The organism is Nocardia sp. CC213A (assembly GCF_030766805.1).
In the GTDB taxonomy this organism is placed as follows: domain Bacteria; phylum Actinomycetota; class Actinomycetes; order Mycobacteriales; family Mycobacteriaceae; genus Nocardia; species Nocardia otitidiscaviarum.
In genome coordinates this window covers 219,437-233,726 of sequence record NZ_JASFXA010000011.1, presented here as the reverse complement: position 1 = coordinate 233,726, position 14,290 = coordinate 219,437, and the positions used below count along the sequence as shown (strand labels likewise).

The window sequence follows — 14,290 nt, the reverse complement described above, 5'->3', positions numbered from 1 at the left end:
CATGCCGCTACCGGGACGCCCGGGGGTGACCACGGTGCTGTGGGATCTGGACGGCACCCTGGTCGGGCTGCGGCAGCGGACCTTCGGAGTGCTCATGCCGTTGGTGGCCGCCGCCGCCTTCCGAGATGTGCTGCCGCCGCACCGATTTCTGCCCATGCTGCGCGCCACCCTGGATCAGGTGCGGCGCAACGACGGTGAGCTCACCAACCACGAGCTGCTGGTGCGGTTGCTCGCCGAGCGGGCGGCCGTCTCGGTTCCCGAGGCCGACCGCCGATTCCGTGCCCTGGCCGCCACCGGGCTGCCCCGGCTGCGGCGCTGCTTCCGTCCGGTACCGGCGGCACGGGTACTGGTGGACCTGCTCGCCGAGCGCGGGGTGACGCAGGTGGTGGCGACCAACCCACTGTGGCCGCGCAGCACGGCGGAGAACCGATTGCGCTGGGGCGGAATTGATCCCGTCGTCTTCACGCACATATGCAGTGGCGAGACCATGCGCCGGGCCAAACCCCGCGTCGAGTACTACGCCGAACTGCTGGAGCTGCTCGGTGTCACCGGTGAGCAGTGCGTCATGGTGGGCAACGACCCGGTCAAGGATCCGCCCGCCACCGCACTCGGCATTCCCGTGTACCTGCTGCACGGCGGCACCGACAACGAACTCGTCACCGGCGGCGACTGGCACGGTCTCGCCGATTGGCTCGGACTACCGGAGGACTCGTGTTTCTCGTCGTGAATCCCACCGCCAAGGGCGGAGCCGCCACCCGATGGCCGCAGGTGCGCCAGGTGCTGCTCGAGCGTCGACCCGATATCGACATGGCCGCACCGGATTCGGCGGCCGAGGCGGAGAGGGCGGTGCGCGCCGCCGTCGACGCCGGGCACGACGCGGTGATCGCCGCGGGCGGGGACGGCACGGTCGGGCTGGTGCTCAACGCGCTCATGGACCCGGCCGTCGACCGGCCGCGCGATCCCCGTATCGCGCTGGGGGCCATCGGGTTGGGCAGTTCCAACGATTTTCACAAACCCGCCGCCGCGGACCGGATGCTGGCCGGGGTGCCCGCGCGCACCGACCTCGGGCGGGCGCGCGGCATGGATGTCGGCAAGGCCACCATGCTGCTGCCGGACGGCACCCGCCGGATCCGCTACTTCCTGCTCAACGCCAGTATGGGCCTGGTCGCGGCGGGCAACCACCATTTCAATGCGGCGGGCGGGCTCACCGCGTGGCTCAAACCACGCAACACCGACGCGGCCATCGCCTACACCGCGCTGCGTACGATCGCCACCTTCGACCCGCTGCGCGTGGATATCCGGGGCGAGGGGTGGCGACAGCACGCGCCCGTCACCACCGTGAGCGTGCTCAAGTCCGTGCACTTCGCCGGTGGAATGCGCTACGACACAGGCGTAACCGCCGATGACGGGCGGTTCGACGTGAACATCTGGTCGGCGGCCTCCCGGCCCGCCGTACTGCGCCTCATCGCGGGTCTGTACCGCGGGCGCTTCCGCGCTTCCGCCCTGGCGCGCTGCGAACGGTCGGCCCGGGTGGATCTGCGTCCCGAATATCCCAGCCCGCTCGAACTCGACGGCGAGATCACCGTCGTGGAGGGCGCAACCCTCGAGGTGCTGCCTCGGGCGCTGCTGGTGTGCGCCTGAACGGGAGTCGCCAGCGGGCGCTTCGACAGCCGCCCAGTCGAACAGAAGGAGTACGAGCGATATGAAAGAACAACCCGGCGTGGTGCTCATCACCGGCGCGGGCTCGGGCATCGGCCTGGCCACCGGGAAACTGCTGTCCGAGTGCGGCTTCCGCGTCGTGGGCGCGGATGTCGCGGTGCCCGAGCGGTCGCCGTTCCCGATCGCGGCCGTCGACGTGCGCGACGAGGAGGCGGTGCGGCTGTGGGTGGACGACGCCGTGGAACGGCACCGCACCGTGCGCGCGGTGATCACCTGCGCCGGATACGGACTCGCCGGGGCGGTGGAGGAGACCACCCCGGCCGAGGCCGCGGCCCTGCTGGATGTGAACGCCATCGGCACCGCGCGGGTGGCGCGGGCGGTCCTGCCGGCGCTGCGCCGGCAGGGCAGCGGCCGGATCGTGGTGGTGGGTTCCGGCGCGGCCGGTGTCGCGCAGCCGTTCGGTGGGTGGTACTCGGCCAGTAAGGCGGCGGTGGAGAAACTCGGCGAGGCACTGCGCATGGAGGCCGCGCCATTCGGAATCGAGGTGGTGACGCTGATTCCCGGATGGACCCGCACCGGCATTCTCGCCGCGGCGCGGCGCGGCGGTGACGAGTTGAGCGTGTACCGTGCCGTCAGCGCCGAAGTGGCCCGCCGCAATGCCGAACACTTGGCGAACGGTCAGGATCCGGAGGTGGTGGCCGCAGCCGTGCTGCGCGCCCTGACCCGGCGGCACCCGCGCGCCGTGTACCGGGTGGGCCGGGACGTGCGGTCCTCGTTCTGGGCGCGCCGACTGCTGCCCGCGGGCCTGTACGCGCGACTGGTGCGCGACTACTACGGGCTGACCGGGACCGGTGCCGATCACTCCGCGATCGCCGCGCTGCCGCCGTTCGTCCATCCGATCACCCGGCAACCGCTGCGTGAGGACGACACCGGCGCACTGGTCACCGCCGCGGGCGAGGTCGGCCTGCGCCCGGTCGACACCCGCCTGCGGCTCTACGCCGACGCCACCGCCGACACCTACACCGGCCGCGAAATCGCCAGTGAGAAGGTGCGGTTCGCCTACCGCATTTACTCCAAGGCGTATCCGATCGTGGCCACGCTGGTGTTCTGGATCGTCTGGAGCGGCAAACTCGGCGTACTCGGGCGCTTCTACGGCGGACAGCTGGCGGCCGCCGCCGAGCGGGGCGCGGCCTTCGTGGATATCGGCGTCGGCGACGGCAGCCTCACCACCTTCGCCATCCGCTCAGCGAAGGTGCGCACGCTGCCGCCGCTGCTGTTCGTGGACCTGTCCCCGGATATGTTGCGCAAGAACGCCAAACGTTTCCGCCGGGTGCCCGGGGCGGTGTCGCTGATCCAGGACGTGAACACGCTCGGGTTGGAACCGGGCTCGGTGCGGGCCCTGGGCTGCTACGGTGCGCTGCATGTCTTCCCGGAGCCGCAGCTCGCGCTGAAGCATATGGCCGCGCTGCTGGCCGACGACGGGGAACTGTCGCTGTCGGTGCTGACCAGTCCCGGGGTGCCCTGGAAGGACCGGCTCATCGAGCGGTTCGTCGGAACCAACACCATCACCAGCAATTTCACCGCCGACCAGGTGCTGGAGCTGGTCGCCGGGGCCGGACTGGAACCGGTGCAGACCATTCGCAACGGACATCAGCTGCTGCTGCGGGTGCGCCCCGCGACGGAAGCGGCCCCGGCATGACGGCGCTGCTGGAGCTGAGCGCGGTGTCGAAGTCGTACCTGCGCGGTGAGGAGCGGGTGCACGCGCTGCGCGACCTGGACCTCACGGTGTCGGCGGGGGAGTTCGTGATCGTCACCGGCCCGTCCGGCGCGGGCAAATCCACGCTGCTGCATGTGGCGGGCGGGCTCGACGCACCCGACAGCGGCACCGTCACCGTGCGGGGGGAGGACATCTGGGCGTTGAGCGCCACCGCGCGCTCGGCCTTCCGCCGCCGCAGCCTCGGCTTCGTCTTCCAGTTCTTCAATCTGGTGCCCATGCTCGACGCGGTCGAGAACGTCTCGCTACCACTGGTTCTCGACGGCGTCCCGGCGCGTACCGCGGATGCCCGCGCCCGGGAACTGCTGGAGCGGGTGGGTCTGGGAGACCGTGCCCGGCACCGGCCCGGTGAGCTGTCCGGCGGTCAGATGCAGCGGGTGTCGGTGGCGCGGGCCATGGTGGCGCGGCCCGCGCTGCTGCTGGCCGACGAACCGACCGGCAATCTCGACTCCACATCCTCCGACGCGGTGCTGTCGCTGCTGCGCGAACTCGCCGAGGAGAACGACACCGCCGTCATCGTGGTCACCCATGATCCGGCGGCCTCGCCCTACGGCACCCGCCATATCGGCCTGGTGGACGGGCGGGCCGACGAGCGGGCGCTGGAGCCGGACCGGTGAGGCGGGTCGGGGCGGGCTGGGCCCGCTTCCGCCGGGTCCATCTCACCGCGCTGCTCTTCGACTGGCGCAGAACGATTTCCAGCGTCATAGGGGTGGCGCTCGGGGTCACGCTGGTGCTCGGAATGGTGCAGTTGCAGCGTGAAGTGACCCGGCCCTTCGACGCCTTCGGACCGTCGCTCACCGCCTACGCCGGGGATCGCGCCATCCAGGTGACACCCGCCGTCGCCGGGCGGCTGCCGGTGGCGGTGGTGCAGCGGCTGCGTTCGGAGATCCCGGAGGCGGAGGCCGTGGTGCCGTTCGTCGCGGGCATGGCACCGCTCGAGGTGGGCGGTACGCGGCACGGATTCTTCGTCATGGGTGCGCCGTGCACCATCGAGCTGCTGGTGGGGCCGTTCGACTGCGAGCAGCGAGCGCGCACCGAACGCCCCGCCGACGGGCCCGGAGTGCCGTTCGAGATACCCGCCGTGGTCGCCGACCGGCTCGGACTGCGCCTCGGCGACGAGGTGCGCATTCCCGGCCAGCCCGCGGGGAGCGCACACCTGGGCTGGACCTTTCCCGAATACGATCGGGTGGCGGGCATCAACGGTGGCCATGTGCTCTTCGCCCCCGACACCGACAGCGCCGCGGATCTGCTGGGCGGCAGCGGATTCGTGACGGCGGCGTTCGTGCTGCCCGCGCCGGGTGCGGATATCGCCGCCGACGTGGACCGCATCGTGGCGGACGTGGCCACCGCGGGACCGCCGCGGCCACAGCTCCCGGTGGTCTACGCGGGCGCGAAGCAGAGCCTGAACCTCACGGCGCTGAGCGGGATCCTGGTGGGAATCCTCATCGCGGTCAATACGATTCTGCTCAGCATCGAGGAGCGCCGAGCGGTGATGGGCACCATCGGCGCGATCGGTGCGACGCCGCGCTCGCTGCTGGCCGGGTTCCTCGGCGAGGGCGCGGTCATCGGGGCGATCGGCGGACTTGTGGCCGTGCCCAGCGGATATCTGCTGGGCGACTTCCTCATCGACCGTTTCGGCCGCACCATGCTCGACGGTTCCGGGGCCGAGATCGCCGTCGGATGGAGTCTCGGGCTGATCGGCCTCGGCCTCGGCGCGGGCGTGCTGTGCGGGGTGCTGGCCATGGCCGGACCGGCCTGGCGACTGGTCCGCGACGGGCCGCTGGCGGCCATGTCGAGCTTCGGCGTGGTGCGCGGCGGTCGCCGGATTCGGTTGTGGGTGCTCATCCTCGGCCTGATCACCATCGCGGGTGCGGTGGCCCTGCTGGAACGCTTCCAACGCGGCCTGGTGGACCTGAATCTGGGCAGCAGCGGGCTGTTCCTCGGACTGGCCGGGGTCGCGGCCGTCACCCTCTGGGCCACACCGCGCATCGCCACCGGCCTGACCGGCCTGCTGGCCCGCCGCCACCCGCGCACCGGACGGCTCGTGGCCGCCGACATCCGCCGCTACGCCACCCTGTTCGCCACCACGGTCGCCGTCATGACCGTGGGCACCAGCCTGGCGGTCGGCTCCGCCAGCGTGCAGCGGCTGGCGGCCGATCAAGTGGCCGAGCAGAAGGCGCAGCGGCTTTCCGACGCCCTCGTCATCGCGCCGCAGGCCATCCTGGACCAGCGGCGCGGACGCATAGCGCCCGCCACCTTCGAGCTGATCCAACGGGCCGCCGGCGGGCGGGAGACCACCTCCCGGTGGACGGCCATGATCCCGTCCACCACCGAACCGCGCATCGTGGTCGGGGTGGACCCGGGCGGCTGGTACGCCGAGGCCGCGGTCGACACCGTCACCGACGCTCGAGCGCTGTGGCGTGGCATGGGCGCGGGGGAGATCGGACTGAGCGAAGTAGCGGCCGGACATCTCGGCGTCGGCGTCGGCGACACCGTGACGCTGCCGACACCGCAGGGGCGCAAGGAATTCCGGGTGGCGGGACTGTTCCGGCCGCGCGTCGTCAACGACTCCACACTCGGCGATATCGTGCTGGTCTCGGCGGCCACGGCCGAACGGGACTGGGCGGCGGTACGGGACCAGGTGGTCGTCCGATACGACTCCGCCGCCGACGCGGCCGCCCACCGCGAGGACTACCTCGCACTGGATGCGGGGCTGTCGGTCTACGACGACGACACCTGGCGCGCAACCGGTGAACGCGCCATCACCCGCTTCTTCGAACCGTTCACCATCAGCGGCTACGTCATGATGATCACGGCGGGCATCAGCGTGCTCAATGTGTTCGTCCTCGCCCTGGTGCAGCGGCGACGCGAGCGCGCGGTCCTGCGGGCCATCGGCAGCACCGTGGGCACCGAGCGCGCCGTGGTGCTGGCGCAGGCGGCGCTGCTGGCCGGGCTGACCGTCGCCTTCGCCACCGCCGGGGGGCTGGGCCTGATCCAGCTCCAGGCCACCGCGTCTCCGGTGTTCTACGGCTTCCAACTCGCCTGGGGCGTCGTCGCCGGACCGCTGCTCGTGACCGCGGGGGCGGTGCTCGCCCTGGTGGCCCTGGCCAGCCTCTATCCGGCCTATCGGGCCGGACGGTTGGAGGCCGCGGAGGTACTGCGCTCGGAATGACAGCGGCGGAAGGCCGCCGCCCCCACCGCGTTCGGATCGGTGATGTGCCCGAGGAACAGTCGGGCGGTGGGGGTGGGGGTGCGGGTGGTGACCGCATGCCACGGGCGGTCGAGGGGAGTGCCCTCGACCGCCAGCAGTTGCAGTGAGCCCTCGGCCAGGTCGCCGTCGATGGCATCGCTGTGAATCAGGGTGATGCCCAACCCTTCTCGTGCCGCCGCCAGCACCGCGCCGTGCGTGCCCAGGGTGAGGGTGGGCGGCGCGATCTCCAGGCGGTCCAGCAGTGCCAGGGTGGTGTCGCGGGTGCCGGATCCCTTGCCGCGCAACAGCCAGGTCGCGGTGGCCGGGTCGGGGAACTGTCCCGGCGCGCCCACCACTACCAGGCGGCTCGGGCGCAGCGCTCGGGTGATCAGCCCGCCGTCGCTGGGCGGCCTGCCCGCGATGACGAGATCCGTTTCGTGATGGGTCAATTCGAGGAACAGCACATCGCGCGGGTGGATCGACAAGCCCACCTCGACATCCGGATAACGCGTGCGGAACGACGCCAGCAGCCGCAGCAGCACGTACTCCCCGGCGGTGGCGACCACCCCGATGCGCAGCCGACCGGTCTCGGCTCGCTGCACCGCCGCATGCGCCTCGTTCATCAGGCCCAGAATGCTGCGGCAGTAATCGGCGTAGATGCGGCCCGCCTCGGTGAGGGCGATGCCGCGACCGGATTTGGCGATGAGTTTCGCCCCCAACTGCTTTTCGATGTGCGCGACGGCGGCCGATGCGGCGGCCTCGGTGATGTGCAGCTGCGCGGCCGCGCGGCGAATACTGCTGTGCCGCGCAACGGCCAGAAAGGTTTCCATCCGCACCGCACTGACCGTACCCATCGTCAGACGGTAGCAAACTCGACGAAATAGTTGAGCGAGACGAGAAACAATCGAATTGTTTGTCGATAACGCCGCCGTCATCCTGGAATTCGCAAGTCGACCACCGGCGCGAGCAGGAGGAACAATGGCTGACACACCAGAACGTGACCGGTGGGATCCGGGCGTGCAGTCCTATGCGTCGATGGGATACTACGCTCCCGACTATCAGCCCAAGGATACCGACGTGCTGGCCGTCTTCCGGGTGACCCCGCAGCAGGGCGTCGATCCCGTCGAGGCGTCCGCCGCCGTCGCGGGCGAATCCTCCACCGCCACCTGGACGGTGGTGTGGACCGACCGGTTGACCGCGCACGACCGGTACCGCGGCAAGTGCTACCGCGTCGACGAGGTGCCCGGCCGTCCCGGCGAGTACTTCGCCTATGTGGCCTACGATCTCGATCTCTTCGAGGAGGGGTCGATCACCAATCTCACCTCCTCGGTGATCGGCAATGTTTTCGGCTTCAAACCGCTCAAGGCATTGCGGCTGGAGGATATGCGCATTCCGGTGGCCTATGTCAAGACCTTTCAGGGTCCGGCGCACGGAATCGTTATGGAACGGGAGTATCTCAACAAATACGGGCGGCCACTGCTCGGCGCCACCGTGAAACCGAAACTCGGACTCTCCGCCCGCAACTACGGACGTGTGGTATACGAGGCATGCAAGGGCGGTCTCGATTTCACCAAGGACGACGAGAACATCAACTCGCAGCCGTTCATGCGGTGGCGGGATCGCTATCTGTTCGCCATGGAGGGCGTCAACCGCGCCATCGCCGAAACCGGGGAACTCAAGGGGCACTACCTCAATGTGACCGCCGCGGACATGGAGGACATGTACGAGCGGGCCGAGTTCGCCAAATCCCTGGGCAGCGTGATCATCATGATGGACCTGACCGTGGGGTACACCGCCATGCAGTCCATGGCCAAATGGGCACGCCGCAATGGGATGCTGCTGCACCTGCACCGCGCCGGACACTCCACGTTCACCAGGCAGAAGACCCACGGCGTGAGCTTCCGGGTGCTGGCCAAGTGGTGCCGCCTCATCGGTGTGGACCATGTGCACGCGGGCACCGTCGTCGGCAAGCTCGAGGGTGATCCGCACACGGTGCGGGGCTTCTACGACACCCTGCGCGACAACTACATTCCGGCCAACCCCACCAACGGCATCTTCTTCGACCAGGATTGGGCCAGCCTGCCCGGCGTCATGCCGGTGGCCTCCGGCGGCATCCACGCGGGGCAGATGCACCAGTTGCTGGACCTGTTCGGCGACGACGTGATCCTCCAGTTCGGCGGCGGCACCATCGGACACCCGTTCGGCATCGCCGCGGGCGCGGAGGCCAACCGGGTCGCGCTGGAGGCGGTCGTGAAGGCGCGCAACGAAGGTCGCGACCTGCTCAAGGAGGGACCGGACGTGCTGCGCCAGGCGGCCGAGCACTGCCGTCCGCTCGAGGTGGCGCTGGCCACCTGGGGTGATGTCACCTTCGACTACACCTCCACCGACGCGCCCGACGCCGTGCCCACGGCCAGCCGCTGACCGCTCGACGACAAGGAGTCGCAATGTATCTGCGTCAGGGCACCTTCTCCCATCTGCCCGAACTCAGCGATGCCGATATCGCCGCCCAGGTGCGCTACGCCCTGCTCGAGAACTGGCCGGTATCCATCGAGTACACCGACGATCCTCATCCCCGCAACAGCTACTGGGAGATGTGGGGGCTGCCGCTGTTCGATCTCGACGAACCCGACGGAGTGCTCGCGGAGATCAACGCCTGCCGGGCCACCTTCCCGCGCCACTACATCCGGGTCAACGCCTATGACGCGAGCTACGGGCGGCAGACCACCGCCCTGAGCTTCCTGGTGCAGCGCCCGCCCAGCGAGCCGGGATTCCGGCTCGACCGCGCCGAAGGCCGGGATAGGTTGCAGCGCTATGGTTTTCATGCCTATGCCACCGAGGTCCCACCCGGTGACCGGTATCGAGACTGACCGTACTACCCTGCGGGAGGCCGATTGTGAGTACAGATCGCCACACGGCGCCGCCCGTTCGGAAGCCTGCATCCGAACGTCCGGCGACCGGGTTTCAGATGCACCGTCCCGGGGTCACGAGCCCCGGCCCGATGCGCGGTTCGGCCGCGCCGGATCCTCGATCCGAGGATCCGGCGGCCGACCACCTGCTCGCCGACGACGCCGTGCTCGACCTGTCCACCGATATCGCGGGCAAGGACGTCGAAGACACCCTGGCTCGGCTGGACGCCGAACTCATCGGCCTCGCCAATGTCAAACTCCGGGTACGCGAGATCGCGTCACTGCTGCTGATCGACCGGGCTCGTGAGCGCTTCGGCCTCTGGGCGACCCGGCCCACCATGCACATGAGCTTCACCGGCGGGCCGGGCACCGGTAAGACCACCGTCGCACTGCGCATGGCCGAGATGTTGCACGCGCTGGGCTATATCCGGAAACCCAAGGTGCACACCGTCACCCGCGACGATCTGGTCGGCCAGTTCATCGGGCACACCGCGCCCAAGACCAAGGAGGCGCTCGCCAAGGCCGCCGGGGGCGTGCTGTTCATCGACGAGGCGTACTACCTGTTCCGGCCGGAGAACGAGCGCGACTACGGCCAGGAGGTCATCGAGATCCTGTTGCAGGAGATGGAGAACGAGCGCAACACCCTCGTCGTCATCTTCGCGGGTTACCCGGACCGGATGGAGACCTTCTTCTCCGCCAATCCCGGCCTGTCCTCCCGGGTGGCCCACCACATCGAGTTCCCGGACTACACCCACGCGGAACTGCTGAGCATCGCCCAGCTCATGGTGCGACAGGAGAACTTCCGCTTCGACGAGCTCGCCGTGGCCGCGTTCTCGCGCTACCTCGAATTACGGATGGCGCGCCCGCGTTTCGCCAATGCCCGCAGCGTGCGCAATGCCCTGGACCGCTGCCGCCTGCGCCAGGCCAAGCGGCTGGTCGAACTGCACCGTCCGGTCGGCCGGGACGACCTGATCACCCTCATCGACAGTGACGTCTACGGCAGCAGTGTATTCGCGGACGCCCCGCAGGAAGGGCCGTCCCCGTGATGAAATGAGAGGGCCCGTGCCCGAAGGACTGAAAACCCTCACCCGCTACACCATCGAGCAGGAGCACCGGCATCCCGGATCCTCCGGGGAATTCTCGGCCCTGGTGAATGTGCTGGCCACGGCAACCAAAATCATCGCCAATCGGGTCACGCGAGGTGCCATCGTGGGCTCACTCGGGGCCGCCGACGCCGACAATCTGCCGCTCACGGTGCACCGCAAGATGGACGCCATCGCCCACGACGTGATGGTGGCCGAGACGCAGTGGACCGGGCCACTGGCCGCGCTGGTCTCCGAGCAGCTCAGCGGAGTGCACACGGTGCCCAGCGAAGTGCGGCGCGGCAAGTACCTGCTGGCCTTCGATCCACTCGACGGGTCCAGCAATATCGATGTGAACCTGCCCGTCGGAACCATATTCAGCGTGCTGCGCGCCCCCGAGGACGGGCGCGAACCGACGGCCGCGGACTTCCTGCAACCCGGCGCACAGCAGGTGTGCGCCGGGTTCACCCTGTACGGGCCCGCCACCATGCTGGTGCTCACCACCGGCGACGGGGTGGACGGATTCACCCTGGACCGGGAGATCGGCGCGTTCGTGCTCACCCATCCGCGCATGCGCATTCCCGACGACACCGCCGGATTCGCCATCAACGCCTCCAACGAGCGGTTCTGGGAGCGGCCGGTACGCCGTTACGTGCACGAATGCCTGGAAGGCGTGGACGGGCCGCGCGGACGCGACTTCAATATGCGGTGGGTGGCCTCACTGGTCGCCGACATCTTCCACATCCTCACCCGCGGCGGGGTGTACCTGTACCCGCGCGACACCCGCAAGCGGCCGCCGCGGGTCTCGCTGCTGTACGGCGCCAACCCGATCGCTTTCGTCGTCGAACAGGCCGGAGGCCGGGCGACCACGGGCGATGCACGGGTGCTCGAGGTGCGGCCGGAAGAGCTGCACCAGCGCATCCCGTTCATCTTCGGCTCCCGCAACGAGGTCGAGCGCATCGAGCGCTACCACCGCGAACCCGAGGAGGGGCCGTCCTTCGACGCCTCGCTGTTCGGCACACGCTCGCTGTTCCGGTCGGCGGGCCGCTGACCGGGCCGCTCCATCGGGGTCAATTCCGTTGTCCGGCAATCGAGGAGGTTCCATGTCGGTCAAACATCCCGTGGTCGCGATCACCGGGTCGTCCGGTGCCGGGACGACCAGCGTCACGCGGACGTTCCAGGAGATATTCCGCCGGGAGGGGATCAACGCGGTGATCGTGGAGGGGGACTCGTTCCACCGCTACGACCGCAACGAGATGCGCATGGCCATGGCCGAGGCCGAACAGCAGCGGAATCTGTCCTTCTCGCACTTCGGGCCGGAAGCGAACCTGCTCGCCGAGCTGGAGGCGCTGTTCCGCGATTACGGGGAGACCGGCGTCGGCATGGTGCGCCGCTATCTGCACGACGAGAACGAGGCCAAACCCTACGGGCAGCCGCCGGGCACCTTCACCCCGTGGGAGGAACTGTCGCCCGGCAGCGACCTGCTGTTCTACGAGGGCCTGCACGGGGCGGCCGTCACCGACACCCTCGATGTCGCCCGGTACACGGACCTGCTGGTGGGCGTGGTGCCCATCGTGAATCTGGAATGGATTCAGAAGGTGCACCGCGACAAGACCGAACGCGGGTACTCCAGCGAAGCCATCATCGACACCATCCTGCGACGCATGCCCGACTACGTGAAGTACATCTGTCCCCAGTTCTCCCGGACCTACGTGAACTTCCAGCGGGTGCCGACCGTGGACACCTCGAATCCGTTCACCGCGCGCACGATACCCACCGCCGACGAGAGCTTCGTGGTGATCCGCTTCGCCGACCCCAAAGTGATCGACTTCCCGTATCTGCTGTCCATGCTGCACGATTCGTTCATGTCGCGGCCGAACTGCATCGTGGTGCCGGGCGGCAAGATGGATCTGGCCATGCAGCTCATCTTCACCCCGCTCATCCTGCGGCTGATGGACAAGCGGCCCAAGCGATCCCGGTAGGTCCCGGCACTCGATGCACGATCGCACGGCGTGCGTCAGGTCTGGCGCACGGTGACGCCCAGGTCCGCGCAGGCGCGGGCCGCGCTCTCCAGCGCACCCTCGATCCAGGCACGGCCGCGGGTGGAGGTGCCGTCTCCGGCGAAGACGACCCGGCCGTCCATTTCCGGTGTGCGGGTGTCGGGTCCGATCTCCACGGCCTGACCGGGCAGGTACACCGCGGCCTCACCGCCCGCCCAGCGGTCCTGCGCCCACGAGTGCGAGGCGTAACCGCCGGTCCAGGCCGCGCGGACTTGGTCGCCGTAGCGCTCGACGAGGTGGTCCAGACATTCGGCGGCGCGGTGCCGCGGGGTCAACGCGTCCCAGGCGCGGGCGTCGTCGGACCAGGTGTAGGAGGCGATGACGACGCCGCCGTCGCCGACCGGATGCGACGGGTACACCGTGACCCGTGGCGCGGTATCGGTGACATCCACCCCGCCGTGTCCTTCCCACCAGCGGGTGGAGAACTCCAGGAAGGTCTTGGTGGCGGCGTCGTGGTGCAGTTCGGCGATGGCGCGCTGCTTGCCGTAGGACAGATGCGGACGGAAGGTCAGATGCCGCAGCAGCGAGAACGGTGCGGTGACCACCACGCGGTCGGCCTCGAGCACGGCCGCGTCCGGTCCGTGGGTCACGCGCACGCGGGCGTCGCCACCGTCGATGGCGGTGACCTCCGCGCCGGTGCGCAGGTCCACCCCGGCCGCCACCGCCGCGAAACCCAGCTCCGAGGTCAGCCGATCGGTGCCGTCCACCACTTCGACGAGTTCGGTGCCCGGCTTCAGATAGGTCGCGGTCATCATGTTGTGGGTCAGGCTCAGACCCATGCGCGCGGTCAGGCCCTCGGTGGATCCCACGTAGTCGATCTGGTTGTCGGTCAACCCCCGCGCGGTGAGCCAATCCCGCAGCGACAGTTCGTCGTAGCGGGCCAGGAAGCGGGTCCAGTCCTCGACATCGGATCCGGCGTCGATGCGCGCCGCCGTCAGCGCGTCGTCGAGCAGGGCGCGTCCGGGGACCGCGTCCAGGCCGAAGACCGCGGCGATGGTGGCGGGATCCCGATCGTATTCCGCCCGGGTCGACAGCCGCCCGCCCGCCTGCACCGTGCGCTCGGGGTGGCCGAGCAGGAACGGCCGCGTGGGCAACTCCAGCCGACGCAGCATGCCGATGGTCAGGGCATGCGTGGTGGGAATGCGCATGGCACCCGCTTCGGCGTGACCGCCGGTGCGGGCGAATTCGTCGCGCAGCGTGCGGATGCGGCCGCCGATGCGGTCCGAACCCTCCAGCACCACGACCCGGTGACCGGCCTGGGCCAGCACCCAGGCCGAGGCCAGACCGGCGACGCCCGCGCCCACGACCGCGATATCGAGGGGCTGCGCTGCCGGTTCCGGGCCGCCGCCGTGGAGCAGATGACCGTAGCGGGTCCGCAGATTCGCGCCCGACTCGTCCACTCCCAGGATGTCCCGCGCCACCAGCCGCGCCCGACCCAGCCGGGCGTCGGTGATTCTGGTCGGGGCCAATAGCACCGCATCGCGCTCCCGCCCCGCGATGGTGGCACCGAGCACGCTGCCGAGCGCCAGGCTCACACCGCCGACAGCGGTGGTACGCAACAGATCTCGCCGTCGAATGATCACAACGTACACCTCCGAACATCGGCCGGCGGCCGTCCC

The 14,290-nt window shown here is 69.5% G+C and carries 12 protein-coding genes; 10 read left to right on the top strand and 2 right to left on the bottom strand.

Translation table 11 applies throughout. The features are described from left to right. The first annotated feature begins 1 nt into the window (after window position 1). From QJS31_RS21735 to QJS31_RS21715, 5 genes are all read left to right on the top strand, one after another. Window positions 2–727: an HAD family hydrolase gene (locus tag QJS31_RS21735; protein ID WP_306357554.1), complete on the top strand. Its 726-nt coding sequence runs from the start codon at window positions 2–4 to the stop codon at window positions 725–727. Further along, window positions 712–1,641, top strand: a complete 930-nt coding sequence (locus QJS31_RS21730; protein WP_282778539.1) for a diacylglycerol kinase family protein — start codon at window positions 712–714, stop codon at window positions 1,639–1,641. The genes QJS31_RS21735 and QJS31_RS21730 overlap by 16 nt, the downstream gene beginning before the upstream one ends. A 61-nt stretch (window positions 1,642–1,702) precedes the next feature. Further along, on the top strand, window positions 1,703–3,358 hold the full coding sequence (locus QJS31_RS21725; protein ID WP_282778540.1) for a class I SAM-dependent methyltransferase: 1,656 nt from the start codon (window positions 1,703–1,705) through the stop codon (window positions 3,356–3,358). Further along, window positions 3,355–4,050 carry an ABC transporter ATP-binding protein gene (locus tag QJS31_RS21720; RefSeq protein WP_280357252.1) on the top strand — a complete coding sequence of 232 codons (696 nt, stop codon included), beginning with the start codon at window positions 3,355–3,357 and terminating at the stop codon, window positions 4,048–4,050. Before QJS31_RS21725 ends, QJS31_RS21720 begins: the two co-directional genes overlap by 4 nt. Further along, a complete protein-coding gene (locus QJS31_RS21715; protein WP_306357553.1) occupies window positions 4,047–6,605 on the top strand; it encodes an FtsX-like permease family protein in 2,559 nt (852 codons plus the stop codon). The genes QJS31_RS21720 and QJS31_RS21715 overlap by 4 nt, the downstream gene beginning before the upstream one ends. On the opposite strand, the gene QJS31_RS21710 is transcribed toward QJS31_RS21715, so the two are convergent. After that, complete coding sequence (locus tag QJS31_RS21710) at window positions 6,557–7,477, bottom strand: LysR family transcriptional regulator (RefSeq protein ID WP_282778544.1); 921 nt, start codon at window positions 7,475–7,477, stop codon at window positions 6,557–6,559. The two genes, QJS31_RS21715 and QJS31_RS21710, sit on opposite strands and share 49 nt — an antisense overlap. Window positions 7,478–7,601: 124 nt before the next feature. Here QJS31_RS21710 and QJS31_RS21705 point away from each other — a divergent pair, with 124 nt between their 5' ends. The 5 genes from QJS31_RS21705 to QJS31_RS21685 all read left to right on the top strand — a co-directional run bounded on the left by QJS31_RS21705 (window position 7,602) and on the right by QJS31_RS21685 (window position 12,593). Further along, window positions 7,602–9,044: a form I ribulose bisphosphate carboxylase large subunit gene (locus QJS31_RS21705; protein WP_029927633.1), complete on the top strand. Its 1,443-nt coding sequence runs from the start codon at window positions 7,602–7,604 to the stop codon at window positions 9,042–9,044. Between the two features lie 23 nt (window positions 9,045–9,067). Further along, the gene (locus QJS31_RS21700; RefSeq protein WP_282778547.1) at window positions 9,068–9,490 is read left to right on the top strand and encodes a ribulose bisphosphate carboxylase small subunit; all 423 of its coding nucleotides are present in this window, start codon (window positions 9,068–9,070) and stop codon (window positions 9,488–9,490) included. A 131-nt stretch (window positions 9,491–9,621) separates the two neighbouring features. Further along, on the top strand, window positions 9,622–10,575 hold the full coding sequence (locus QJS31_RS21695; RefSeq protein ID WP_306357552.1) for an AAA family ATPase: 954 nt from the start codon (window positions 9,622–9,624) through the stop codon (window positions 10,573–10,575). Window positions 10,576–10,591: 16 nt separating this feature from the next. Beyond that, complete coding sequence (locus tag QJS31_RS21690) at window positions 10,592–11,662, top strand: class 1 fructose-bisphosphatase (protein WP_282778551.1); 1,071 nt, start codon at window positions 10,592–10,594, stop codon at window positions 11,660–11,662. A 52-nt stretch (window positions 11,663–11,714) separates the two neighbouring features. After that, window positions 11,715–12,593, top strand: coding sequence for a phosphoribulokinase (locus tag QJS31_RS21685; protein WP_282778553.1), 879 nt, complete (start codon window positions 11,715–11,717; stop codon window positions 12,591–12,593). 35 nt (window positions 12,594–12,628) lie between these two features. Here QJS31_RS21685 and QJS31_RS21680 read toward each other — a convergent pair whose 3' ends face one another. Beyond that, the gene (locus QJS31_RS21680) at window positions 12,629–14,254 is read right to left on the bottom strand and encodes a flavin monoamine oxidase family protein (RefSeq protein ID WP_282778555.1); all 1,626 of its coding nucleotides are present in this window, start codon (window positions 14,252–14,254) and stop codon (window positions 12,629–12,631) included. Between the last annotated feature and the right edge of the window lie 36 nt (window positions 14,255–14,290).